This is a genomic window from Saccharothrix carnea (assembly GCF_003014735.1).
GTDB lineage: Bacteria > Actinomycetota > Actinomycetes > Mycobacteriales > Pseudonocardiaceae > Actinosynnema > Actinosynnema carneum.
The window spans coordinates 805,313-830,391 of record NZ_PYAX01000001.1; the positions used below are offsets into that span (position 1 = coordinate 805,313).

The 25,079-nt window shown below is 71.7% G+C and carries 19 protein-coding genes and 2 pseudogenes; 10 read left to right on the plus strand and 11 right to left on the minus strand.

Annotated elements, in window-relative coordinates:
• Positions 1 to 27 precede the first annotated feature (27 nt).
• Entirely contained in the window at positions 28 to 1,620 is a 1,593-nt protein-coding gene (locus B0I31_RS03865; RefSeq protein WP_106613844.1) for an acyl-CoA dehydrogenase family protein, read from the plus strand.
• Entirely contained in the window at positions 1,617 to 2,372 is a 756-nt protein-coding gene (locus tag B0I31_RS03870) for a crotonase/enoyl-CoA hydratase family protein (RefSeq protein ID WP_106613845.1), read from the plus strand. Before B0I31_RS03865 ends, B0I31_RS03870 begins: the two co-directional genes overlap by 4 nt.
• A 152-nt stretch (positions 2,373 to 2,524) precedes the next feature.
• Here the strand turns inward: B0I31_RS03870 and B0I31_RS03875 are convergent, their stop codons facing one another.
• The 4 genes from B0I31_RS03875 to B0I31_RS03890 all read right to left on the minus strand — a co-directional run bounded on the left by B0I31_RS03875 (position 2,525) and on the right by B0I31_RS03890 (position 8,125).
• A complete protein-coding gene (locus tag B0I31_RS03875; protein ID WP_106613846.1) occupies positions 2,525 to 3,685 on the minus strand; it encodes an acyl-CoA dehydrogenase family protein in 1,161 nt (386 codons plus the stop codon).
• Positions 3,686 to 3,688: 3 nt separating this feature from the next.
• Entirely contained in the window at positions 3,689 to 5,608 is a 1,920-nt protein-coding gene (locus B0I31_RS03880) for an acetyl/propionyl/methylcrotonyl-CoA carboxylase subunit alpha (RefSeq protein WP_106614036.1), read from the minus strand.
• A gap of 5 nt (positions 5,609 to 5,613) precedes the next feature.
• Positions 5,614 to 7,218 (minus strand): carboxyl transferase domain-containing protein, encoded by a 1,605-nt coding sequence (locus B0I31_RS03885; protein WP_106613847.1) that lies wholly within the window; start codon positions 7,216 to 7,218, stop codon positions 5,614 to 5,616.
• 118 nt (positions 7,219 to 7,336) lie between these two features.
• Entirely contained in the window at positions 7,337 to 8,125 is a 789-nt protein-coding gene (locus tag B0I31_RS03890; RefSeq protein ID WP_106613848.1) for an SGNH/GDSL hydrolase family protein, read from the minus strand.
• 182 nt (positions 8,126 to 8,307) lie between these two features.
• Between B0I31_RS03890 and B0I31_RS03895 the strand changes: the two genes are divergently transcribed.
• Both B0I31_RS03895 and B0I31_RS03900 read left to right on the plus strand, forming a co-directional pair.
• Positions 8,308 to 8,910 (plus strand): SACE_7040 family transcriptional regulator, encoded by a 603-nt coding sequence (locus B0I31_RS03895; RefSeq protein ID WP_106613849.1) that lies wholly within the window; start codon positions 8,308 to 8,310, stop codon positions 8,908 to 8,910.
• A gap of 141 nt (positions 8,911 to 9,051) precedes the next feature.
• Positions 9,052 to 11,202 (plus strand): phospholipase A2, encoded by a 2,151-nt coding sequence (locus tag B0I31_RS03900; protein ID WP_106613850.1) that lies wholly within the window; start codon positions 9,052 to 9,054, stop codon positions 11,200 to 11,202.
• A 3-nt stretch (positions 11,203 to 11,205) separates the two neighbouring features.
• Here B0I31_RS03900 and B0I31_RS43035 read toward each other — a convergent pair.
• The 4 genes and pseudogenes from B0I31_RS43035 to B0I31_RS03920 all read right to left on the minus strand — a co-directional run.
• Positions 11,206 to 12,081: pseudogene (locus tag B0I31_RS43035) on the minus strand (acyltransferase family protein); the annotation flags it as partial.
• On the minus strand, positions 12,078 to 12,752 hold the full coding sequence (locus B0I31_RS03910) for an alpha/beta hydrolase (protein ID WP_106613852.1): 675 nt from the start codon (positions 12,750 to 12,752) through the stop codon (positions 12,078 to 12,080). The gene B0I31_RS03910 and the pseudogene B0I31_RS43035, both read right to left, overlap by 4 nt.
• A gap of 63 nt (positions 12,753 to 12,815) precedes the next feature.
• Complete coding sequence (locus tag B0I31_RS03915; protein WP_106614037.1) at positions 12,816 to 13,463, minus strand: response regulator transcription factor; 648 nt, start codon at positions 13,461 to 13,463, stop codon at positions 12,816 to 12,818.
• A gap of 13 nt (positions 13,464 to 13,476) precedes the next feature.
• On the minus strand, positions 13,477 to 14,589 hold the full coding sequence (locus B0I31_RS03920; protein ID WP_106613853.1) for a sensor histidine kinase: 1,113 nt from the start codon (positions 14,587 to 14,589) through the stop codon (positions 13,477 to 13,479).
• A gap of 191 nt (positions 14,590 to 14,780) precedes the next feature.
• Here B0I31_RS03920 and B0I31_RS03925 point away from each other — a divergent pair, with 191 nt between their 5' ends.
• A complete protein-coding gene (locus B0I31_RS03925; RefSeq protein ID WP_073891469.1) occupies positions 14,781 to 15,281 on the plus strand; it encodes a hypothetical protein in 501 nt (166 codons plus the stop codon).
• Positions 15,282 to 15,385: 104 nt separating this feature from the next.
• Positions 15,386 to 15,721, plus strand: a pseudogene (locus B0I31_RS03930) (cellulose binding domain-containing protein); the annotation flags it as partial.
• Here the strand turns inward: B0I31_RS03930 and metX are convergent.
• Positions 15,672 to 16,730: a homoserine O-acetyltransferase MetX gene (metX, locus tag B0I31_RS03935; RefSeq protein ID WP_106613854.1), complete on the minus strand. Its 1,059-nt coding sequence runs from the start codon at positions 16,728 to 16,730 to the stop codon at positions 15,672 to 15,674. The pseudogene B0I31_RS03930 and the gene metX sit on opposite strands and share 50 nt — an antisense overlap.
• Entirely contained in the window at positions 16,727 to 18,016 is a 1,290-nt protein-coding gene (locus B0I31_RS03940; RefSeq protein ID WP_106613855.1) for a bifunctional o-acetylhomoserine/o-acetylserine sulfhydrylase, read from the minus strand. Before B0I31_RS03940 ends, metX begins: the two co-directional genes overlap by 4 nt.
• A gap of 222 nt (positions 18,017 to 18,238) precedes the next feature.
• Here B0I31_RS03940 and B0I31_RS03945 point away from each other — a divergent pair, with 222 nt between their 5' ends.
• Together B0I31_RS03945 and rdmE are read left to right on the plus strand one after the other, a co-directional pair.
• Positions 18,239 to 19,255, plus strand: coding sequence for a Gfo/Idh/MocA family protein (locus B0I31_RS03945; protein WP_106613856.1), 1,017 nt, complete (start codon positions 18,239 to 18,241; stop codon positions 19,253 to 19,255).
• Between the two features lie 41 nt (positions 19,256 to 19,296).
• A complete protein-coding gene (rdmE, locus tag B0I31_RS03950; protein WP_106613857.1) occupies positions 19,297 to 20,823 on the plus strand; it encodes an aklavinone 12-hydroxylase RdmE in 1,527 nt (508 codons plus the stop codon).
• Between the two features lie 190 nt (positions 20,824 to 21,013).
• Here rdmE and B0I31_RS03955 read toward each other — a convergent pair whose 3' ends face one another.
• Positions 21,014 to 22,282, minus strand: coding sequence for an MFS transporter (locus B0I31_RS03955; protein ID WP_106613858.1), 1,269 nt, complete (start codon positions 22,280 to 22,282; stop codon positions 21,014 to 21,016).
• A 171-nt stretch (positions 22,283 to 22,453) separates the two neighbouring features.
• Between B0I31_RS03955 and B0I31_RS03960 the strand changes: the two genes are divergently transcribed.
• Positions 22,454 to 22,807, plus strand: a complete 354-nt coding sequence (locus B0I31_RS03960; protein ID WP_181319968.1) for an SSI family serine proteinase inhibitor — start codon at positions 22,454 to 22,456, stop codon at positions 22,805 to 22,807.
• A gap of 301 nt (positions 22,808 to 23,108) precedes the next feature.
• The gene (locus B0I31_RS03965) at positions 23,109 to 25,022 is read left to right on the plus strand and encodes an ABC1 kinase family protein (protein WP_106613860.1); all 1,914 of its coding nucleotides are present in this window, start codon (positions 23,109 to 23,111) and stop codon (positions 25,020 to 25,022) included.
• Positions 25,023 to 25,079: the final 57 nt, after the last annotated feature.

Genomic DNA, 25,079 nt, shown 5'->3' on the forward strand with positions numbered 1-25,079 from the left:
TACCGACGGGTAGTACGCTAGGTGGTTATGACGCACGCCACTCATGAGGTGACCAACCAGGTCCCGCCGCTGGAGGGCCACGACGTCTCCGCCGACCCGGCGTTGCTGGACGGGCTGCGGCGCGGCGGGGCGGAGTGGGCCGAACCCGAGGTACGCGCCCTGGGCGTGCTCGCGGGCACGCCGCACGTCCAAGACCTGGGCAGGCTCGCCAACGCCCACCCGCCCGTGCTGCACACCCACGACCGGTACGGGCACCGGGTCGACGAGGTCGAGTTCCACCCGGCGTGGCACGAGCTGATGACCACTGCGGTCTCCAACGGACTGCACGCAGCGCCGTGGCAGGACGACCGGCCGGGTGCGCACGTCGCCCGCGCGGCCAAGTTCTACGTGTGGAGCCAGGCCGAGGCGGGGCACGGGTGCCCGATCTCGATGACGTACGCGGCCGTGCCCGCTTTGCGCCGAACGCCCGCTTTGGCCGCGCGGTACGAACCGCTGCTCGCCTCGCGCGAGTACGACTTCGGGCTGCGTGCGCCGTCGTCCAAGCGCGGGTTGATCGCGGGCATGTCGATGACCGAGAAGCAGGGCGGCTCGGACGTTCGGGCGAACACCACGCGTGCCGTGCCCGTGGCCGACCACTACGTGCTGACCGGGCACAAGTGGTTCACGTCCGCGCCGATGTCGGACCTGTTCCTGACCCTGGCGCAGGCGCCCGGCGGCCTGTCGTGCTTCGTGCTGCCGCGCGTGCTGCCGGACGGCACGCGCAACGCCATGTTCCTGCAACGGCTCAAGGACAAGCTCGGCAACAAGTCCAACGCGTCCGCGGAGCTGGAGTACGACGGCGCGGTCGGGTGGCTGGTCGGCGAGGAGGGGCAGGGCGTGCGGACCATCATCGAGATGGTCAACATGACCCGGCTGGACTGCGTGCTCGGCTCGGCGTCCGGGATGCGGCTGGGGTTGACCCAGGCCACGCACCACGCGGCGCACCGCAAGGCGTTCGGCGCGTACCTGGTCGACCAGCCCGCGATGCGCAACGTGCTGGCGGACCTCGCGGTGGAGTCGGAGGCGGCGACCACGGTGGCGTTGTGGCTGGCGGGCACCCGGAGCAGGCTGGGGCTCGCGGTGAGCAAGTACTGGGTGTGCAAGCGGGCACCCGCGCACGCCGCCGAGGCGTTGGAGTGCCTGGGCGGCAACGGTTACATCGAGGACTCGGGGATGCCGCGGCTGTTCCGCGAGTCGCCGCTGATGTCCATCTGGGAAGGTTCGGGGAACGTGGCGGCGTTGGACGCGTTGCGCGCTCTGGGGCGTTCGCCGGAGGCCGTGGAGGAGTTCTTCGGCGAGTTGGACGCGGCGCGCGGTGCCGATCGGCGGCTGGACGCGGCGGTCGACGGGATCAAGGATGAGCTGACCGATGTGGCCGACCTCGAGGTGCGGGCGCGCAGGCTGGTGGAGCGGATGGCGTTGGCGTTGCAGGGCGCGTTGCTGGTGCGGTACGGGCACCCGGCGGTGGCGGACGCGTTCTGCGCGTCGCGGCTGTCCGGCGACTGGGGCGTGGCGTTCGGCACGCTGCCGCGCGGTGTCGACTTCGGTGCGATCGTGGAACGGGGGTTGCCGAAGCCGTGAGCGCCGTTCGGGTGGAGCGGTCCGGGCCGGTGTTCACCGTGCTGCTGAACCGGCCCGCCGTGCGCAACGCGGTGGACGGTCCGACCGCGCACACGTTGACCGAGGTGTTCCGGGAGTTCGACGAGGACCCTTCGGCGGCGGTGGCCGTGCTGCACGGTGAGGGTGGCACGTTCTGCTCGGGTGCGGACCTGAAGGCGTTGGGGACTGCCCGCGGCAACGACCCGTCGTCACCGTCCGGGCCGATGGGTCCGACGCGACTGCGGCTGTCGAAGCCCGTGATCGCCGCCGTGTCCGGTCACGCGGTGGCGGGTGGCCTGGAGCTGGCCCTGTGGTGCGACCTGCGGGTGGCCGACTCGGACGCGGTGTTCGGCGTCTTCTCGCGCCGGTGGGGCGTGCCGCTGATCGACGGCGGCACCGTGCGGCTGCCGCGGTTGATCGGCGCGTCCCGTGCCATGGACCTGGTGCTGACGGGCCGCCCGGTCCTCGCCGACGAAGCCCTGGCCATCGGCCTGGTCAACCGCGTGGTCCCGCCCGGCACCTCCCGTGCCGCGGCGGAGGACCTGGCCCTGGAACTGGCCTCGTTCCCCCAGGTGTGCCTGCGCCACGACCGCCTGTCCCTGCTGGAACAGGAAGCCCTGCCCGAGCAGGACGCCCTGGCCAACGAACTGGACCACGGCCTGGTCTCCCTGACCGAGGTGGAAAAAGGCCTCCGCCGCTTCCACTCGGGCGAAGGCCGCCACGGCCACTTCTGACCCCGCGAGAGTCCAACGCTCAGCGCGCGAGAGTCCAACGCTCACGCACACTGAGTTCAACACTCGGGCATACCGGTCGGTCGGCCGAACGTTGAATTCAGGTGCTCTGAACGTACGACTCTCGCGGCGTGAGCGTTGGACTCTCGCGGGGGTTAGGTGGTGGGGAGGCCCAGGTCGCGGGCGATCAGGATTTTCTGGACCTCGCTGGTGCCCTCGCCGATCTCGAGGATCTTGGCGTCGCGGTAGAAGCGGCCCACCGGGTACTCGTTCATGAAGCCGTAGCCGCCGAAGATCTGGGTCGCTTCACGGGCGTTGTCCATCGCGGCCTCCGAGGAGACCAGCTTGGCGATCGCCGCCTCCCGCTTGAACGGCTCGCCGCGCAGCATCTTCGCCGCCGCCTGGTAGTACGCCAGCCGCGAGGTGTGCGTGCGCGCCTCCATCTCGGCGATCTTGAACTGGATCGCCTGGTACTCGCCGATCCGGTGCCCGAACGCCTCCCGCTCGCCCACGTACCGCAGGCACTCGTCCACGCACCCCTGCGCCAACCCGACGCCGATCGCCGCGATCGCCACCCGGCCCTCGTCCAACGTCTGCAGGAACTGCGCGTACCCCCGCCCGCGCTCGCCGACCAGGTTCCCCAACGGCACGCGGCAGTCCTGGAACGACAGCTCACGCGTGTCGGAGGCGTTCCACCCGACCTTGGAGTACTTGCGCGACACCGAGAACCCCGGCGTCCCGGACGGCACGATGATCGCCGAGATCTCCGGCTTGCCGTTCTCCCGCCGACCGGTCACGGCGGCGACCGTGACCAGGCCCGTGATGTCCGTGCCCGAGTTGGTGATGAACGCCTTGGTGCCGTTGATCACCCACTCGTCACCGTCGATCCGCGCGGTGGTCCGCAAAGCGCCCGCGTCCGACCCGCCACCCGGCTCCGTCAGCCCGAACGCACCCAGCACGGACCCCGCGCACAGCTGGGGCAGCCAAGCGGCCTTCTGCTCGGCCGAACCGAACCGGAACAGCGGCATGGCGCCCAGCGACACGCCCGCCTCCAGCGTGATCGCCACCGACGAGTCGACCCGCGCCAACTCCTCCAACGCCAGGCACAACGCGAAGTAGTCGCCGCCCATCCCGCCGAACTCCTCCGGGAACGGCAGCCCGAACAGGCCCATCCGCCCCATCTTGGCGACGATCTCGTACGGGAACTCCTCGCGCTCGTAGAACCCGCCGATGACCGGCGCGACCTCGTCGCGGGCGAACTCCTCGACGGTCTTGCGCAACGCCTCGTAGTCCTCGTCAAGGCGGAAGTCCAACATCGCTCACTCCTCGTGGGGCACGACGACGGCCAGGGGTTGGTCCAGCGCGACCTGTTGGCCCGCCTGGACGTGCACTTCGGTGAGCACGCCGGCCACGGGTGACGTGACGGTGTGCTCCATCTTCATCGCTTCGACCACGAACAACGCCTGCCCGGCGGTCACGTGCGAGCCCTGCGGAACCCGCGCCACCAGCACCGTGCCGGGCATCGGGCTGGTCACCGGCCCACCGCCCGCGACGACGCCCGACGCGGCGACCTCGGACGGCCGGGTCTCGGTGAGCGCCCACGCGCGACCGTCCCGGCCCAGCCAGAGCACGTCCCCGTCGCGGTAGATCGCATACGATCGACCGCCTACAATCAGCCGGTCACCGACCCGTGCGACGGCGAGCCGAAATGGTTCATTGTCTGCAATAGCCACTTCGTCGCCGCGCACCCGCACCTCGACGCCGTCGATCAGCCACCGCGTCCACGCGTGCTCACCGACCCGCCAGCCACCGGACCCCGCCCACGGGTCGTCACCGCCACCCAGCGAGAGCTGCCGCTCCAACGCCGCCGCGGCCAGCACCTCGTCCGGCACGTCGTGGCGCACCAACGACTCCAGCTTGCGCTCCACCAACCCGGTGTCCAGCGCACCCGCCCGCACGTCCGGGTCGACCAGCAACGCCCGCAGGAACGGGATGTTCGTGGTCACGCCCAGCAGCACCATCCGACCCAACGCGGCGTCCAGCCGCCGCAACGCCTCCTCGCGCGTGGCACCGTGCGCGATCACCTTGGCCAGCATCGGGTCGTAGTCGCTGCCGACCGTCAACCCGACCCGCAACGCCGAGTCCACCCGCACGTCCGACGGCTCGTGCAGCGCCAGCACCGTGCCGCCGGTCGGCAGGAACCCGCGTGCCGGGTCCTCCGCGTACACCCGGGCCTCCACGGCGTGCCCGGTCAGCTCCACCGAGGCGAACCCCAGGGGCTCCCCCGAAGCCACCCGCAACTGCCACTCCACCAGGTCGACGCCGGTCACGAGCTCCGTGACCGGGTGCTCGACCTGGAGCCGGGTGTTCATCTCCATGAAGAAGTAGTCGCCGGACGCGCCGTCCACGATGAACTCGACCGTGCCCGCGCCGACGTACCCGACCGACCGGGCCGCCTCCACCGCCGCCGTGCCCATGGCGTCCCGCATCTCCGGCGTGACCAGCGGTGACGGCGCCTCCTCGATGATCTTCTGGTGCCGCCGCTGCAGGCTGCACTCGCGTTCGCCGAGGTGCACCACCCCGCCGTGCGCGTCGGCCAGCACCTGGATCTCGATGTGCCGCGGGTTGCCGATGAACCGCTCGATCAGCAACGCGTCGTCGCCGAACGACCCGCGCGCCTCGCGCCGGGCCGACTCGATCGCCTCACGCAGCCCGCCCTCGGACTCCACCAGCCGCATGCCCTTGCCACCACCACCGGCGGACGGCTTGAGCAGCACCGGGAACCCGATCTCGGCCGCCGCGGCGACCAGGTCGTCGTCGGTCATCCCGACCTCGGTCCGCCCCGGCACCACCGGCACGCCCGCCGCCGCCACGGTCAGCTTGGCGCGGATCTTGTCGCCCATCGCCTCGATCGCGTCGGCGGGCGGCCCGATGAACACCAGCCCGGCCTTCTCGCACGCCCGCGCGAACTCCGCGTTCTCGGCGAGGAACCCGTACCCGGGGTGCACGGCCTGCGCGCCCGAAGCCAGCGCGGCCTCGATGATGCGCTCCACCGACAGGTAGCTCTCGCGCGCCGACGCGGGCCCGATCCGCACCGCCTCGTCGGCCAGTCGCACGTGCAGCGCGTCGGCGTCCGCGTCGCTGTAGACAGCCACCGACCGGATCCCGAACCGCCGCAACGCGCGGATGACCCGTACCGCGATCTCGCCCCGGTTGGCGATCAGGACCACGTCGAACATGCCCATCACATCCTGAAGACGCCGTAGGAAACCGGCTCGATCGGGGCGTTGGCCGCCGTGGACAACGCAAGGCCCAGCACCATCCGCGTGTCGAGGGGGTCGATCACGCCGTCGTCCCACAGCCGTGCCGTGGAGTAGTACGGGTTGCCCTGGTCCTCGTACTGCTGTCGGATCGGCGCCTTGAACGCCTCTTCCTCTTCGGCCGACCACGCGTCGCCGAGCTGGTCGCGCCGCACCGTCGCCAGCACGGACGCCGCCTGCTCGCCGCCCATCACCGAGATCCGCGCGTTGGGCCACATCCACAGGAACCGGGGCGAGTAGGCCCGCCCGCACATCGAGTAGTTGCCCGCGCCGAACGACCCGCCGATGACCACGGTGAACTTCGGCACCCGCGCGCACGCCACCGCCGTCACCATCTTGGCGCCGTGCTTGGCGATGCCCGCCGCCTCGTACTCGCGGCCCACCATGAACCCGCTGATGTTCTGCAGGAACACCAGCGGCACGGACCGCTGGTCGCACAGCTGGATGAAGTGCGCGCCCTTCAACGCCGACTCGCCGAACAGCACGCCGTTGTTGGCGACGATGCCGACCGGGTGGCCGTGGATGCGGGCGAACCCCGTCACCAGCGTGGCGCCGTACTCCTTCTTGAACTCCTGGAACCGGCTGCCGTCCACGATCCGGGCGATGACCTCGCGCACGTCGTAGGGCGTGCGGCTGTCCGTGGGCACCACGCCGTACAGCTCGGCGGGGTCGACGGCGGGCTCGACGGTCGGCTCCACCTGCCACGGCCGGGGCGTGCGCGGACCCAGCGTGCCGACGATCGAGCGCACGATCCGCAACGCGTGCGCGTCGTCCTCGGCCAGGTGGTCGGTGACGCCGGACGTGCGCGAGTGCAGCTCGCCGCCGCCCAGCTCCTCGGCCGTGACGACCTCACCGGTCGCGGCCTTCACCAGCGGCGGGCCGCCGAGGAAGATCGTGCCCTGGCCGCGCACGATCACCGCCTCGTCGGACATCGCGGGCACGTACGCGCCGCCGGCCGTGCACGAGCCGAGCACGGCGGCGATCTGCGGGATGCCGCGGGCGGACATGGTGGCCTGGTTGAAGAAGATCCGGCCGAAGTGCTCGCGGTCCGGGAAGACCTCGTCCTGCCGGGGCAGGAACGCGCCGCCGGAGTCCACCAGGTAGACGCACGGCAGGTTGTTCTGCAACGCCACCTCTTGGGCGCGCAGGTGCTTCTTCACCGTCAGCGGGTAGTAGGTGCCGCCCTTGACGGTGGCGTCGTTGGCGACGACCACGACCTCGCGGCCGGATACGCGGCCGACACCCGTGATGACGCCCGCGGCGGGTGCTTCGTCGCCGTACATGCCGTTCGCGGCGAGCGGCGAGAGTTCGAGGAACGGCGATCCGGGGTCGAGCAGCGCGTCGACCCGGTCGCGGGGCAGCAGCTTGCCGCGCTCGACGTGCCGCGTGCGGGCCTTCTCCGGACCGCCGAGGGCGGCTTGGCGGAGCTTGGCGCGCAGGTCGTGCACGAGTCGCGCGTGTTCGTCGTGGTAGCGCCGGAAGGCGTCGGCCGACTTGTCGGCCGTGCTGCGCAGCACCGGGGCGTCCATCGGGCTCCTCGCGGTTAGCCGTCGTTAACCTGAGGAGATGTTAGCGCTTGTTAACGCCGGTTCACAAGCCGGAGGGGGCCGCGGCCGCGACCCCCTCCGGAGTGGTTCGGTGACGAGCTCAGCCGGTGACGGCCGTGAGCTGCGGCAGGTAGCCGAGGCGCTGGCCGTTGCGGTTGGGGTGGTAGGACTCCTCCACCGGCCAGGACAGGCTGTTCAGCCACCAGTCCGCCGAGCAGATCTCGTGCCCGGTGAACGCCGTGCGCAGGTCGCGGTAGGCGAACGCCTTCGCGCCCGCCCGGGCGGAGATGACCTGGTGCAGGGTGTCGGCGGCGGAGTTGATCGCGGCGCGCTTGGTGTCGCTCAGGCCGACCGAGCAGCTGCCCGGCACCTTGTAGAGGCGCGGGTAGCCGAGGACGACGACCGTGGCGGACGGCGCACGGGTGCGGATCTGGGTGTAGACGTTGTCCAGCAGGCCGGGCAGGGTGCCGGTGGCGTAGGCCTTGGCCTGGTTGACCCGGTTGACGCAGGTCGAGTCGGAGCCGAACGTGCAGGTGGTGATCACGTCCGTGAAGCCGGCGTCGTTCCCACCGATCGAGATGCTGACCAGGGAGGTCGTCGCGGTCACGGCGCTGATCTGGTTGGCCAGCACGTCACCGGTCTTGGCGCCGGAGCAGGCCACGAACTTGAACGACGCGGGCGCGTGCGAGGCCGCCCAGAGGGCCGGGTAGCTGTACTGGCTGCGCTTGCAGCTGCCGGAGTCGCTGTAGTACGAGCCGGTGCCCGTTCCGGACGAGTAAGAGTCGCCGAGCGCGACGTAGTTGGCGCCGGCGGCTTGGGCCGGCACGACGAGCGCCAGCGTGGCGACGAGTGCCAGCGCCGCGCTGGACAGGGTTCGGACAAGGCGCATCGGAGCCTCCCGGAGGGAAACAACGCAGGGTGTGATGCGGAGCACAACAAGAGTTACCAGCAAGTAGTCCTATATAAAAAGAGTGGGTCAAGAGTTAACTACGCGTTTCGGCCGCCGGTCGGTGATCGTTTCCCGACGGTCAGGTTAACGCCCGTTTACGTGGACTGGGCTGGGCGTTTAAGATGGGCGGCGTGTCAGCCGAGCCAGCGAAGCAAACCCGCCGGGACCAGATCCTGGCCGCCGCCGCCGAACTGTTCGCCCGGCACGGCTTCCACGGCGTCGGCATCGACGACATCGGTGCTGCGGTGGGGATTTCCGGGCCGGCGCTGTACCGGCACTTCCGCAGCAAGGACGCGATGCTGGGCGAGATGCTGACGTCCATCAGCGAGCGCCTGCTGGACGGCGGGCTCAACCGGGTGGCCGCTTCGGGCGATCCGGCGCGGGCACTTCGGGAATTGATCCGCTGGCACGTCGACTTCGCGTTGGACGACCCGGCGTTGATCACCGTGCAGATCCGCAACCTGGCGAACCTGACCGACCCGGACCGGCGGCGGGTGCGAGCGCTCCAGCGGCGTTACGTCGAGGTGTGGGTGGAGACGATCCGCAAGACGTCACCGGAAGTGGACGAGCCCACCGCCCGTGCCGCGGCGCACGCCGTGTTCGGGCTGATCAACTCCACGCCGCACAGCGCCCACCTGGACCGCGACCAGATGGCGGCGTTGCTCTCGCAGATGGCGCTGGCGTCGCTGTCGGGGGCGCTGCCCGTGCCGGGTCGGGTGTCCTGAGCGTTGAACTCGGGTGCTCCGAACGTAGGACACGCGCGACGCGAACGTAGGACACGCGCGTTCTGAACGTAGGACACGTGTGGTGTGAAGGTTGGACTCTCGCGTCCTGAACGTTGGACTCTCGCGTACGCTGAGCTGCCAATGGGTGACGTGGCGGTGAACACCACCGGGGGGTGGCCGGGGCTCCGGTTGCTCGCCCGCCTGCCCGCCTGGTTCAGGTTCGTGCTGGTGGCGCTCGCCGTGTTCGCGTGCGGTGTGATCGCCTCCAGGCCGGCCGGTGCGACGGACACCTCGCCGCTGAGTGGCGACATCGCGACGGCGGCCAAGGCGGTCGAGGCCATGGCCCACCCGTCGACGGCGAACCCGCTGGTCGAGTTCCCGGCGGACTTCAACGAGGTGGTGAACCGCAGGCCCGTGGTCGTCACGGCGGCGGACGGCACCACGCGGGCCATCGACCCCAACGGCGGGTGTTCCGGGCCCGCGGGCGACACCGAGTGGGACTTCGGCACCGGCTGCAAGGCGCACGACCTCGGCTACGACCTGCTCCGCTACGCCGAGCACAAGGGCCGCCCGCTCGGCCAGGACGCCCGCAAGTCCCTCGACGCCCGCCTCGCCCGCGACATGCACGCCCAGTGCGACGTCAACCCGCGCGGGCACGCCATCCGCTGCCACGCCACCGCGCAGCTCTACGCGGCGGGCCTGGAGTTCAACTCGTGGCGGCAGCGCTGGGGACCGCCCGGGCACGAGCCCGTGCTCGCCTGGGGCTTCGGCAGCGCCGTCGTGGTGTTCCTGCTGCTCGCCCGCCTGCCCCGCAAGAAGGAACCCGACGACCCCGTCGACGCCCCGCTGCCGCGGGCCACCGACGACCGTTACGCCACGTTCCTGCGGCTGAGCGCGCTCGCGTTGGTGGTCATCGGCCAGTCCTTGATCACCGTCCTGCACTGGGCGGGCGTGAGCGCGAACTGGCTGTGGCTGCTCACCTGGGTGTTGCAGGCGATCCCCGTCTTCTACTTCGCGGGCGGCCACGCCAACCTCGCCGGCTGGCACGCCGTCCAGGCCGACCACGGCGGCTACGGCCGCTACCTGGCCGCCCGCATCTCCTGGCTGCTGCGCCCCGTGCTGGCGTTCGTGCTGGCCTGGCTGGTCCTCCCGCTGCCGCTCGAACTGCTCGACGTGGACAAGTCCCGGGTGGAGATGTTCGGCAGGCTCATCGCGCACCCGCTGTGGTTCCTCGGCCTGTACGTGGTCGCGGTCGCCGCCACCCCGGTCATGGCCTGGCTGCACCGCCACGCCCGGCTGGTCACGCCGGTGGCGCTGGTCGCCGCCATGATCCTGGTCGACCTGGCCCGCATCGGCTTCGCCTGGCGCACCGGCGGCTACCTGAACCTGGTGCTCGGCGCGCTGCTGTTGCAGCAGCTGGGCTTCTACTACGCCGACGGCAGCCTGCACCGCGTCTCGCGCAAGGTGCTCGGCGCCCTCGGTCTGGCCGCCGTGCCCGCGTTGCTCGCGCTGATCACGTTCGGCGGGTACCCGCGCACGATGATGCCGCTGCCCGGCGAGGGCAGCTCGAACCTCAGCCCGCCCACCGTGTGCCTGCTCGTGCTCGGCCTGGCCCAGATCTGCCTGGTGCTGCTGCTCAAGCCCCGCGTCACGGCCTGGCTCGCGGACGGGTACCCGTGGCGGGTCGTCGAGTTCGCCCGCACCGCGCCGATGACGGTCTACCTCGGCTACCTGACCGTGCTCGCGGCCGTGGTCGGCGTCCTGGGCCTGCTGGACTCACCGGCCGCGTTCGACTGGGTCGCCACCAAACCGCGCTGGCTGGCCGTGCTGGTGCTGCTGCTCCTGCCGCTCGTGCTGCTGTTCCACCGCTTCGAGCGCAACGCCGCGCTCAGCCCCAGCCGCACCCGGGAGACCCACCGCACCCGGCTCGCCGTCACGCTCGGCGCCGGTTACGGCGTGCTGGGCGTCCTCGGGTTCGTGGTGACCGGGTTCGCGGGTGCCGCGGGCACCCTGGTCGTGTTCCAGGTCGACCCGCTGCAGAACCTCATCCACCTGCTGCTCGGCTGGTACCTGCTGCACACCGCGCACGCCGGCACGTGCCACGGCCGCCGTCCCTGGCTGCTCACCGCGCTGGCCTGCGTCCCGCCGCTGCTCGCGCTGGAGCCGACCGTCGCGATGGTCGTCCTGCACGGCGGGACGATCGCCGCGGCCCTGCTCGCGGCGGTACCGAAGCAGCACCAGGCACACCCCGGTGAACACCGGCAGCCACGTCCCGCGCTCCAGCACCCATAGCGCGTCCGAAGGCGGCGTGTGCAGGCCCCGCAACGGGCCGAACACCGCACCGACCAACGTCACCACCAGCAACGCGCTCTGGTGCACCAGGAAGATCGGCAACGCCCGCGCGTTCAGCGCACGGGCCCGGAACGACGGCCGGACCAGCAGCACCAGCCCCACCTGCGCCACCGCCAACGCCAAGGCGGCCGGCGACGGCGGCGACAGGTTCGACTCCGCCGCGCCCGGGACGCCCACCGCGCTGGCCGGGTAACCGGCGTGCAGCAGCAGCGCGAACACCACCCCGCCGGTCACCAGCAGCACCGCACCCCACGAACGGTGCTGTCCGATTCGGGCGTGCCCGTGCCGGGCCACGAGCACGCCCACCTGCCACGGCACCCACCACACCGCGACCACGTTCACCCAGCCGAGGTCCGACGCCACCAGCACGACCGGGATCACCACACCCCACCAGCCCAACCGCCGCAGCACCGGCGTGCACGCCAACAGCACGACGTACACGCCCAGGAACCACAACGGCGTGACCACGAGGTAACCGACCGTCCACACCGTCTGCTGCGGCAACCCACGCAGTGACAGTCCAAGGAGGACCGCAGCCCACGCACCGAGCAGCACCGCCACCGGGAGCACGAGCTTTCGCGCCCGCGACCACCACGGCGTGCCCGACCGCGCCGCGCCGAACCCGCCGGTGAAGAAGAACAGCCCCAGCGTCTGCAGCACCCAGCTCACCGGGGCCAGCTCCGGCATCCACCGCAACGGGCTGTCCACCACCAACCCGTCACCCGTCAGCACCACGGCCGTCACCAGCCAGTGCCCCAGCACCACCCCGACGACGGCGATCGCCCGCGTCGCGTCGATCACCGGGTCCCGGTGCGTCACGGTGCCTCCCCCACCGCGATCCGGGCCAGGGCGCGCAGCGACGGCGTGCCCTCCCGGAAGTACTCGTCGTGCTCGACGTCGCCCGCGTCGAACACCCGCGCCCCGAACGCCGGGTCGACCGGGTCCACCCCGTGCCCCAGGTCGCCGAGCCGCACCGACGGCACCCACCGCGTCCAGTCGCGGCCACCGCGCGCCGCCCACACCCGCGCGCCGGACGTCACCGCGTCCACCCGCACGCCGGGCGACCCGAGGAACACCACGTCGTCCACGCGCGGCTGGGCCAGCGCGCACACCACCGACCCGTAGCTGTGGCACAGCAGGTGCACGTGCCCCGGCAACGTGCGCACGTACTCGTCCAGCGCGACCGCGCCCGCCCGCGCCAGCCGACCGCCCGCCGCGTCCACCCCGAGCCCGGACGGCGTCCGGTAGCCCAGCCAGGCGACCACCGCCACGTCGTCCCGCCCGACCGACGCGTGCAGGTGGCGCGCCATCCGCCCGACCGTGGCACCGAACCGCGGACCGTCCACATCGGACCCCGGCACGACGACCGCGACGTGCGCGGCACGGGCCAGGTCGCCGTGCACCTCGACCCGGGGCGTGAACGGGGGCGGGTCGCCACCACCCGGCGTGGCCAGCACCAGCAGCGCGGCCACCATTGCGATCTTCTGCATGCCGTCGAAGCTAGGAAGACCACGCCCCTCGGATCGTCACACCGCGGTGCCGATCCGAAGGCCCTACCCCGGTACCACGAGACCGGACTCGTAGGCCGCGATCACGGCCTGCGCCCGGTCTCTCAGGCCGAGCTTCATCAGCACCCGGCTCACGTGCGTCTTCACCGTCTGCTCGGCCAGCACCAGGTGCGCGGCGATCTCGCCGTTCGACAGGCCCTGCGCGATCAGCCTCAGCACTTCGGTCTCCCGCTCGGTCAACGCGCCCAGCGCGGCGGGTTTGACCACCCGCACCGGCTGCGCCTTCACGAAGTCCTCGATGAGCCGCTTGGTCACCGACGGCGCCAGCAACGCGTCACCGCGCGCGACCACCCGAACGGCGGCCAGCAGCTCGCTCGCGGGCGCGTGCTTGAGCAGGAACCCGCTCGCACCGGCCCGCAACGCCTCGTAGACGTAGTCGTCCAGGTCGAACGTGGTCAGCACGAGCACCTTGACCGGGTCGGCGGCCAGCAGCCGGGTCGCGGTCAGCCCGTCCATCTCGGGCATCCGCACGTCCATCAGCACCACGTCCGGCCGCAACCGGCGCACCTCGCCGACCGCGGCCACGCCGTCACCGGCCGACCCGACCACGCTGATGTCCGGCTGGGCGTCCAGCAGCGCGGAGAACCCCTCGCGCACCATCTCCTGGTCGTCCGCCACCAGCACCCGGATCACCGCCACACCCCCGTCACTGCGCCACCGGGATCTCGGCGCGCACCTCGAACCCCCCGTCCGCGGTCGGCGCGGCGGTCAGCGAACCGCCGTGCACCGCCACCCGTTCCCGCATGCCCGCGAGCCCGTGCCCGCCACCACCACCCAGCGACGGCCCACCGGCTGTGTTCCGCACGACGACCCGCAGCCGCTCGTCCACCAGCTCGACGGTCACCGACGTGGTCGAGCCCGGCGCGTGGCGGCCCGCGTTGGTCAACGCCTCCTGCACGATCCGGTACGCGGTCAGCCCGACCGCCTCCGGCACCTCGGCCTCGCTGACGGACGCGTCCGCGTGCAGCGACCGGATGTCGGCCAGCCCCGGCTGCGGCGCCCGGTCGGCGCGCTGGCCCGACGCCCGCAGCACGCCGAGCAGCTGCTGCATGTCCGTGATCGCGGCCCGGGCCGCCGCGCCCAGCTCGGCGAACTCCCGCTTGCCCGCCTCGGGCAGGTCGGTGATCCGGTAGGGCGCGGTCTCGCACCGGACCACCACCAGCGACATGTGGTGCGCGACCACGTCGTGCATCTCGCGGGCGATCCGGGCGCGTTCGAGCAGCGCCGCCTTCTCGTCCCGCTCGGCGTGGAACCGCTGCTCGGCCCGCCCGCGCGCGCCGAACGCGTACCCGACGAGGAGCACCAGGAGCAGGAAGCCGACGGCGGGCAGGGTGGCGGCCGGCTCGGCCAGCGCGGACAGCACCCCGGACGTGATCAACGCCACGAGCAGCACGACCCGGCCGCGGTGCACGGCCGCGACCGCCAGCAGCACCACCGGGTACCACCACCACTGCCAGCTGCCCAGGGGCGAGGGTTCGGAGGGCACCAGCAGCCGCATGGCCACCAGCCCGGCCGTGGCCAGCCGCCAGGCGACGAGCGTGGAGCGCAACGTCAGGGCGGTGCTGCCGGCGACGATGGCGAACAGCAGCGGCCACCAGCCGTCCGGCTCCTCCCGCGAGACGTAGTCCGAGCTCACCCCGAGGGCCATGATCAGGCCGTGGAGCAGCACCAACCCCAGCAGCGGGCGGCGGAAGCGGACACCGTCGAAGATCCGCGAGCGGTCGCGGAACAGCACGACCTGGAGCAGGGTGCGGATCACGACCCCGATGCTAGGCGGCGGGCCCGCGCCGCACATGAGCCCGAGGGCTGTCATACCCCGGTACTACGCGCGCGAAACCACGCCCATACCCGACTGGCCACGCCCCGGACAAGCCGTTGCGGCGGGCGAACACCACCGGGTAGGCAATATGCAGAGCTGTGCGCCCCTACTCCGTGTTGGAAGATGGCTGAATGCACCCGCAGCAAGATCCGGATCGCTGGTCGCGGCTCCAGGCCGTGGCCGGTGAGGCCCTGACCGCAGCCAAGGTCGGGGAGGACGCTGTCGCGGTCGACCTGGTCACCGGGTACCTCAGCGGCTCGCCCGAGGGCAACGAGGAGATCCGGGAGCTGGTCCTCCTGCTGTTCTCCGAGTGCAGCGCCATGGTCGCCGCCCTCGGCTCGGGCGGTGCGACACCGGTCAAGATGCAGGTCTTCGACGAGGACGGGCAGGAGGTGCCGATCGACGACGCCGACCCGCCCGTGCGCACCGCGATCCGCACGCTGCTCGCCGAGGTGCACGGCGACGAGGAGGCCGCGGCCGAGCAGATCGAGATCGCGCTGGCCAACGGGCAGCCGCAGGAGCTGGCCACGGTGGTGCTGCAAGCACTGCGGTGGACGGTGAAGCTGGCCGTCGAGTGCGCGATGCGCGACCTGCCCGTGTCGCCGTGGATCGCCACCGCCCTGGACGAATAGTCCCGTTCGCCCGTTTCCCCGCGCCGTCGTGCCGGGCGAACCGTGAAGACCCTTGCCTCTGATTTGGTCTAGACCACGCTCCGAGGTGGGCGCGATGGGGCAGCGGCTTCGAGGCCAAGTCCACCGTCGCCAACGGCGGCCCGGCCGCCATCACCTCGTGGCGCATCGGGTTCGACCTGCCCGCGGGCACCTCGCTCGGGTCGTACCGGGACGCACTTGTCACCCGAACGGGTGGTCATTACACCGACGAGTTCGAGAACGTCGCCGTGCGGGACCGGATCCTGGAGGCCCTGAAGATCGTCACCGCGGCGGGTGCGACGGCCAGGTGTCGTCCACGTGCAGCGGCATCCCGCAGGCCGACTGGTAGTTCACCCGCATCACCGCCGGTTTCTAGTCGAGCAGCTCGGTCACCAGCTTCGACACCTGGTCGACCTCGATGAGGAACGCGTCGTGGCCGTAGGGCGAGGTCACCACGCGCAGGTCGCCGGCGCCGGGCACGGCGTCGGCGATCTCGGCCTGCTGCCGCAGCGGGTACATCCGGTCGGTGTCGATCCCGGCCACGACGGTGCGGGCCGTGACGCGGCGCAGCGCGGCCCGCACACCGCCCCGGCCGCGTCCCACGTCGTGGCCGTTCATCGCCTCGGTCAGGGTGACGTAGCTGGCCGGGTCGAACCGGCGGACCAGCTTGGCCGCGTGGTGGTCGAGGTAGGACTCCACCTGGTACCGGCCGTCCTCGCGCACCTCGCGGCCGAACCGGGCGGCCAGCTCGGCCTCGCCGCGGTAGCCGATCTGCGCGATCCGGCGTGCCACCCCGAGGCCGCCGACCGGGTCGAGCCGGATGGCGTGCAGCTGGGCGGACGCCGACGCGATGTGGTCGGCCGTGGACGCCGCGGGCGTGGCCAGCACGAGCAGGGCGCGCACGCGGTCCGGCACGGACACCGCCCACTCCAGCGCCCGCATCCCGCCCATCGAGCCGCCCAGCACGGCGGCCCACGCGTCGATGCCGAGCGCGTCGGCCAGCAGCACCTCGGCCGCCACCTGCATGCGCACCGTGATCTTCGGGAACCGCGCGCCCCACGGCTCGCCGTCCGGCGCGGTCGCCCACGGCCCCGTGGTGCCCTGGCAGCCGCCCAGCACGTTCGGCGCGACCACGAACCAGCGCGCCGGGTCCAACGCGCGTCCCGGCCCGACCAGCCCGTCCCACCAGCCCGGCGTCGGGTGCCCCGGCTCGGCCGGGCCCGCCACGTGGCTGTCGCCGGTCAGCGCGTGCAGCACCAGCACCGCGTTCGACCGGTCGGCGTTCGGCTCACCCCACGTCTCGTAGGCGATCGACAGCCCCGGCAGACCCGGCAGCGCGCCGCGGACCCACCGGCGTCGCCCGTTCGGGTCCCCCTCCCGCCACCCGCCGGCGGCGGGAGGGGTCTTCCCGGAGGTGGACTCGCGGCTCACAGCACCGACTTGGCGGCGCGGAAGCCCGCCTCGAGGTCGGCTACGAGGTCCTCCACGCCCTCGATGCCCACCGACAGCCGCACCAGGCCGGGCGCGACGCCGGAGACGAGCTGCTGCTCGGGCGTGAGCTGGCTGTGCGTGGTGCTGGCCGGGTGCACGATGAGGCTGCGCACGTCACCGATGTTCACCAGCTGGCTGAACAGCTCCACGCCGTCCACGAACGCACGGCCCGCCGCCACCCCGCCGCGCAGCTCGAACGACACCACGCCACCCGCACCCTTGGGCAGGTACTTGCGCGCCAGGCCGTGCCACGGGCTCGACGGCAGGCCCGCGTAGTGCACCTTCTCGACCTCGTCGCGCGCCTCCAGCCACCGGGCCAGCTCCAGCGCGTTCGCCGAGTGCTTGTCGATGCGCAGCGACAGCGTCTCGATGCCCTGCAGCACCAGGAAGCTGGTCAGCGGCGCGATGGCGGCTCCGGTGTCGCGCAGGCCCTGCACCCGCAGCTTCGCGGCGAACGCGCCGTGCCCGAGCGCGGGCCAGTACCGGAGACCGTGGTAGCTGGGGTCGGGCTCGGTGAAGTCCGGGAACTTCACCGCGTCGGAGAACTCGAACGTGCCGCCGTCCACGACCACGCCCGCGACCGCGGTGCCGTGCCCGCCCAGGTACTTCGTGGCCGAGTGGACCACGATGTCCGCGCCGTGCTCGATCGGCCGCAGCAGGTACGGCGTGGGTACGGTGTTGTCCACCACCAGCGGCACGCCCGCCGCGTGCGCCACCTCGGCGACCGCCGCGACGTCGAGCACGTTGCTGCGCGGGTTGGCCAGCGACTCGGCGAAGAACAGCTTGGTGTTCGGCCGGACCGCGGCCCGCCACGCGTCCAGGTCGTCCGGGTCGTCCACGAAGGACACCTCGATGCCGAGCTTGGGCAACGTGTAGTGGAACAGGTTGTACGTGCCGCCGTAGAGCGACGCGCTGGACACCAGGTGGTCACCCGCACGGGCGAGGTTGAGCACGGTGGCGGTCTCGGCGGCCTGTCCCGAGGCGAACGCCACCGCGGCCACGCCGCCCTCCAGCGCGGCGACCCGCTGCTCCAGCACGTCCTGGGTGGGGTTGTTGATGCGGGTGTAGATGTTGCCCGGCTCGGCCAGGCTGAACAGCGCCTCGCCGTGCGCGGAGTCGCGGAACACGAACGAGGTGGTCTGGTAGATCGGGGTGGCACGCGCGCCGGTCGCCGGGTCGGGCGCGGCGCCGGAGTGGACCTGCAAGGTGTCGAAGGACCAGGACATGTTGAGGCTCCTGTGCGGCTCGCGGGGGTTTTCGGGCACGCCGAAGAAGACCGGGCGTGCGGCGGTCGGCGAGGTGGGTCAGGAGCGGCGACAGGCCATGCTGGTGACGCGCACGTAGTCCACGTGCCGACGGGTCACGAGCGGGATCATGCCGCCGAAGCTAGCGCTGCGTGACGGTCCGCGACAGGGCGTCCATGTCGTGGGACGCTTAGGGTTCCGGTCATGCGCACCGCACTGATCGGCTACGGGCTCGGCGGAGCCGCCTTCCACGCACCGTTCCTGTCCACTACGCCCGGCTTGGCGCTGACCGCGGTCGTCACCGGGAACCCGGAGCGGCAGGCCGCGGTGGCGTCCCGGTACCCGTCCGCGGAGTTGATCTCGTCGGTCGACGAGGTGTGGCGGCGGGCCGACGAGTTCGACCTGGTCGTGGTGACCACGCCGAACCGGTTGCACGCCGCGCACGCCCGTGCCGCGTTGGAGCACGGGCTGAACGCCGTGGTGGACAAGCCGTTCGCGTCGTCGGCGGCGCAGGCGCGCGAGTTGGCGGAGCTGGCGGCGGCACGCGGGCTGCTGCTGGCGCCGTTCCACAACCGGCGCTGGGACGGCGACTTCCGCACCGTGGCGCGGCTGGTCGGCGAGGGCGCGCTGGGGCGGGTGCACCGGTTCGAGTCGCGGTTCGAGCGGTGGCGGCCGGAGGTGAAGGAGGGGTGGAAGGAGTCCGGCGACCCGGCCGACCTGGGCAGCATCGTGTTCGACCTGGGCACGCACCTGGTCGACCAGGCGGTGGCGTTGTTCGGGCGTCCGACGAGCGTGTTCGCGGAGGTGCGGACGTTGCGGGAGGGTGCCCGGGCGCACGACGACGCGTTCCTCGCGCTGACCCACCCTTCCGGTGCGGTGTCGCACCTGTGGGCGTCGGCGTTGGTGGCGTCGCTGGGGCCGCGGTTCCGGGTGCTGGGCGACCGGTCGGCGTACGTGAAGCACGGGATGGACCCGCAGGAGGAGGCGTTGAAGGCGGGCGTGGTGCCGGGTGGCTCCGGGTGGGGAGAGGAGCCGCCCGAGCAGTGGGGCGTGCTGGGCACCGAGCCCGTGCGCACGTCGCCGGGCGCGTACCAGGACTTCTACGCGGCCGTCGCCGCAGGTCAGGCGCCCGTTCCGGTGGCTGACGCGGTGACCGGGCTGGAGGTGGTCGAGGCGGCTTTCACGTCCGCGCGGACCGGCACGGTTGTCTCTCTGGGATAATTTCTTGCCAGACGTATCTCTTACTGCCTAAGATATTTGCCATGGCAGACGAACACGTGCAGGTACTGGTGGTGGGGGCGGGACTCGCCGGGTTGTCCGCGGCGTTGTTCCTGGCGCAGCAGGGCATCGAGGTGCTCGCCGTCTCGAAGCACCGGGGGACGTCGCCGCACCCCAAGGCGACCGGGCAGACGCACCGGACGATGGAACTGCTGCGCCGGGCCGGGGTCGCGGACGAGGTGCTGGCAGGCGGTGCGGGGCTCGACGGCGGCCTGGTGATCAAGATCGCGGAGAGCCTGCGCGGACGGGTGTTTCACACGATCGTGCAAGAGGACCACGAGTGGGACGCGTCGCTGAGCCCCGAGCGACCCGGGATGGCGAGCCAGGACCACGTCGAGCCGGTGCTGCTGCGGAGGGCGCGTGAACTGGGCGCGCAGGTGGTGTTCGAGACCGAGCTCGTGTCGTTGGCGCAGGACGACGACGGGGTGACGGCCCGGCTCCGGTCAGCGGGCGGTGAGCGGACCGTTCGGGCCGAGTACGTGATCGGGGCGGACGGGCACCGGGGCGTGGTGCGGTCGTTCGCGGGGATCGGGCGGCGGGGCCACGGGCCGTTGTCGCACCACGTCGGGGTGGTGTTCGACGCGGACCTGTCGGCACGCATCGCGTCCGACAAGCTGACGTTGTTCTACCTGCGGAACCCGGCGTTCACGGGCGCTTTCGTGGCGACGAACACCGAGCGGCGCAACGTGCTCACGATCGAGTACGACCCGGCGCGCGAGTCGGTGGCGGACTACCCGCTCCGGCGGTGCGCGGAGTTGGTGCGGATCGCGACGGACGCGCCGGACCTGGAGCCGGAGATCGTGGAGGTCACGGCGTGGGAGATGGGCGCGTGGCTGAGCGACCGGTTCCGGGCCGGGCGGGTGTTCCTGGCCGGTGACGCGGCGAAGGTGACGCCGCCGACCGGGGGCCTCGGCGGCAACACGGCGATCGGTGACGGGTTCGACCTCGCGTGGAAGCTGGCCGAGGTGCTCAAGGGCGAGGCGGGTGAGGGGCTGCTGGACAGCTACGAGGCCGAACGCCGGCCGTACGCACAGCTCGTGGTGGACGGGTCTTACGCCAACTACGTGCAGCGGTTCGCACCGCACCTGGCGGGCCCCGACGTGCCCGACGAGGTCGACCACCTGCACCTGACCCTGGGCTACCGCTGCCGTTCGAGCGCGGTGCTGATCGAGGACACCGACCCGGCGCCGATGGAGAACCCGGCCGACCCGACCGGCCGTCCGGGCTTCCGCGCGCCGCACGTCGTGGTGGACCACGACGGCACCCAAAAGTCCACTTTGGACCTGTTCACCACCTGGACCCTGCTGACCCTCAACCCGGCGTGGCGCGTCCCCACCCCGGGCCTCGACATCCCCACCATCACCGACCCGACCGACACCCTGGCCAAGCGTTACGGCATCGGCCCGACCGGCGCCACCCTGGTCCGCCCAGACGGCGTCATCGCCTGGCGCACCACCACCTCCCCGACCCCCACCTCCACCATCCCCCTCCCCGCCCTGAAATCCCTCTGACCCCGCGCGAGTCGAACACTCAGGTCCCGCGTGTCCCACGTTCGCGTCCACCGTGTCCTACGTTCAGAACACCCGAGTTGAACACTCAGAACACGGCCCGCCGTCCCGAGTGTTCAACTCGGGGTACCGGAACGTAGGACACGCGCGTTCCGAACGTGGGACACGCGGGACCTGGAGGTTCGACTCGCGGTCAGGGGTGGCGGCGGAGGGTTTCGCCGATGGCGAGCAGGGAGAGGGCGCTGATCAGGGCGCCCACGATCAGGTAGAGGGAGATCGGCCACGAGTCGTGGGTCGGGGTGGCGGTCAGCAGCCACGTCGCGACCACCGGGGACAGGCCGCCGCCCAGCACGGCGCCGAGCTGGTAGCTCAGGGAGACGCCGCTGTAGCGGACGCGGGTGCCGAACAGCTCGGCGTAGTAGGCGGGCATCGGCCCGAACACCGCCGCCGACCCGGCGAACGCCAGCACCATCGCCAGCACCACCAGCCCCGGCGACCGCGTCTCCAGCAGCCAGAACAACGGGAACGCGAACACGCCCAGGAACGCCGCACCGCCGAGCATCACCGGCAACCGTCCCACCCGGTCGGACAGCCGCGCGAACACCAGGATCGCCACCGCCTGCGCGAACGCCCCGATCAACCCCGCGTTCAACAACGTGCCCCGCGCCATCCCGAGCTCACGCGTCCCGTACGACACCGCGAACGTCGCCACCACGAAGATGAACATGTTGAACCCGAGGTTCACCCCCGCGCCCAGCACCACCTTCCGCCACGACTGCCGCAGCACGACCGCCACCGGCAGGCGCACCGTCCCGACAGCCGACCGCGCGTCGCGGAACGCCGGGCTCTCCTCCACCGACAGCCGCACGTACAGCCCGACACCCACCAGCACCAGGCTGAACAGGAACGGCACCCGCCAGCCCCAGGTCAGGAACGCGTCACCGGACACCGCGGTCGACGCCGCCATCGCACCGTTGGCCAGCAGCAGCCCGAGGGGCGATCCGAGGAACGTCCAGCTGCCGTACCACCCGGTCCGCCCGACCGGCGCGTGCTCGACCGCCATCAACGTCGCGCCACCCTGCTCGCCGCCCAGGAAGAACCCCTGCACCACCCGCAGCAGCACCAGCAGCAACGGCGCGGCCAACCCGATCGAGGAGTACGTCGGCAGCAGCCCGATCGCCGCCGTGCACAAGCCGGTCGCGGTCAGCGTCAGCACCAGCATCGGCCGCCGCCCGATCCGGTCGCCGAAGTGGCCGATCACCACCCCGCCCAGCGGCCGGGCCAGGAACCCCGCGCCGAACGTGGCGAACGCCAGCAGCGTGCCGATGCGCGGGTCGAAGGACGGGAAGAACAGCTTGTCGAACACCAGCGCCGCCGCGGTGCCGTAGAGCAGGAAGTCGTACAACTCCACGGCGTTGCCCGCGCTGCTGGCCAGCGCCACCCTGCGCACCTCGGAAGCCATTCACCCACCCTGGCCCGCGCGGGCACGCCGCCGACCTCGACAGTGATCCACCTCACACCACCGCGCGCTTACCGGCGAGTAGCGCGACACGCCCCGGCTGATCTTGTCGAAACCACACGATCCGGTGAGATGCCTGGAGTTGAGCGGCAACCGGCGGCCAGTCTGGAGAGCATGGCACCACTCCCCTTCATCGCGGCGATCGCCGCCCTGATTCCCAGCTTCGCCGCTTCCGAGTCGAACTTCGTGCTCAGCGTGCAGCGCGGCGAATCCGTCCAGTTCTCCAACCTGACCTGCGAACCCGCCGGTGGACTGCACCCGAGAGCCCAACAGGCCTGCCTCGCTTTGTCCGATGTGGACGGACAGATCGAGGGGCTGTCGACCGGCGAGGCCCTGTGCACGCTGGAGTACGACCCGGTGCGGGTCACGGCGTCCGGCACGTGGCGCGGCGAGACCCGCGCGTTCGAGGCCGAGTTCCCGAACCCGTGCGTGATGCGGGCCGAAACCGGCCCGGTGTTCGACTTCTGACGCGGCGACGCGAGCGGCAGCACGCCCGTGGAGGGCCCGCGACACCGCCGCCGAAGTCGTGGCCCCTCCACGGGGATCGTGCGGAGGTCCTCGGACCTCTTGGGCGACCGTAGGGAGTCGACGACCTGATCGTCAACACTCTTCACATCCATGAATCGGGGTAACCGGCCACCTCCACCGAGACCGTCACCGGGTGAACCACCCGGCATCAGCCATCCGAGTGATCGGATCTCTGCCCAGGACACGCACCGTCTCAGGTAGACCGTTCTATCCTCCGCGCGAACCGCTTGGGGGAAGACGTATGGGTGATGTCCTGCTGTACACGGTCGGCGTTCCGCTGACGTTCCTGTCCCTGGTGCTCGGCATGGCGCTGGCCGCGCGACGCATCCTCGGCCTGCACGTCGGGCTCATCCGCACCACGCTCGCGTGCATGGTCGGCCTGTCGTCCAGCGAAGCCGCGCTGAGCGCCATGCCGGGCCCGGAAACGACGCCGGCGCTGGCGACCGTGCAGATCGGCATCGCGCTGCTGTTGATGATCGGCCTGCTGACGTTCGCCGAGATCGTGGTGCCGACCGGCTCGATCCCGCCGCCCACCGAGTGGTGGCGCGCCCTGCGCGGGCGGATCTCGCGCGCCCGCCGCTACTCCCGCATCACCGCGATCGCGTTCCGCCACGGCCTCGGCCCGTACCTGCGCGGGCGGGAGCGCACCGACACCCGCCTGGCGAGGTCGCTGCGGTTGGCGCTGGAGGAGGGCGGTGTCACGTTCGTCAAGCTCGGCCAGGTGCTGTCCACGCGGCCGGACCTGCTGCCGCCGGACGTGGTGGACGAGCTGACGCTGCTGCAGGACAAGGTGCCCGCCGCGCCGTGGCCGCAGGTGCGCCAGGTGCTGGTGGACGAGCTGGGCCAGGCGCCGGAGGACGTGTTCGCCGAGTTCGACGAGCGGCCGATCGCCGCCGCGTCCGTCGCCCAGGTGCACCGGGCGCGGCTGAAGTCCGGCGAGGACGTGGTGGTGAAGGTGCAGCGGCCGGCCGTGCGGCGGGTCGCGGAGGGCGACCTGGACATCGTGAACCGGCTCGCGTCGACGTTGCACGACAAGACGCGCTGGGGCAAGGCGATCGGCGTGCGCGACCTGGCCGCCGGGTTCTCCGCCGCGTTGCGCGAGGAGCTGGACTTCCGGGTCGAGGCGCGCAACCTGGCGGCCGTGCGGGCGGCGTCCGACGGTGCCGACGTGGTGCTGCCCGCCGTGCACGAAGACCTCTGCACGTCACGCGTGCTGGTGATGCAGCGGCTGGACGGCGTGCCCGTGCGGTCGGCGTCGTTGGAGTCGGTGGACCGGGACGCGCTGGCCCGCACCCTGCTGGACGTGCTGCTGCGGCAGGTGATGGTCAACGGCGTCTTCCACGCCGACCCGCACCCCGGCAACATCATGCTGCTGGGTGACGGCAGGCTCGGCATGCTCGACTTCGGCTCGGTGGGCCGGATCGACGCGCAGCTGCGGTCCGCGCTGGGGAAGCTGCTGCTGTCCATCGACCACGGCGACCCGGCGGGCCTGCGCGACGCGTTGCTGGAGCTGGTGGCCAGGCCGGACGAGATCGACGAGCAGCAGTTGGAGCGCGCGCTCGGGCAGTTCATGGCACGGCACCTGAGCACCGGCATGCGGCCGGACGTGGAGATGTTCGGCGACCTGTTCAAGCTGGTCTACCGGTATGGGTTGAGCATCCCGCCGGAGATCGCGGCGGTGTTCCGGGCGCTGGCCACGGTGGAGGGCACGCTGGGCGCGCTGTCGCCGGGGTTCAACATCGTGGTCGAGTCGCGGTCGTTCGCGGACAAGCAGTTCAGCGCGCACCTCACGCCCGAGTCGCTGCGGCGCACGGTGACCGAGGAGCTGCACGCGATGCTGCCGATGCTGCGGCGCCTGCCCCGGCGGGCGGACCGGATCTCCAGCGCGTTGGAGCAGGGGCGGCTGGGGTTGAGCATGCGGTTGTTCGCGGACGAGCGGGACCGGCAGTTCATCGTCTCGCTGCTGCACCAGGTGATGCTGACCGTGCTGGGCGCGACGGCGGGCGTGATGGCCGTGCTGCTGCTGGGCGCGGAGGGCGGCCCGGAGGTGGGCCCGGACGTGTCGCTGTTCCACGTGTTCGGCTACAACCTGCTGGTCATCAGCGTGCTGCTCGGGTTGCGGGTGGTGGTGACCATCTTCCGGCCACGCGGTTGACACGCTCGGTTGACGTGCCTGGTTGACGTGCTTGGTTTGCGGTGCAAACCTGATTGG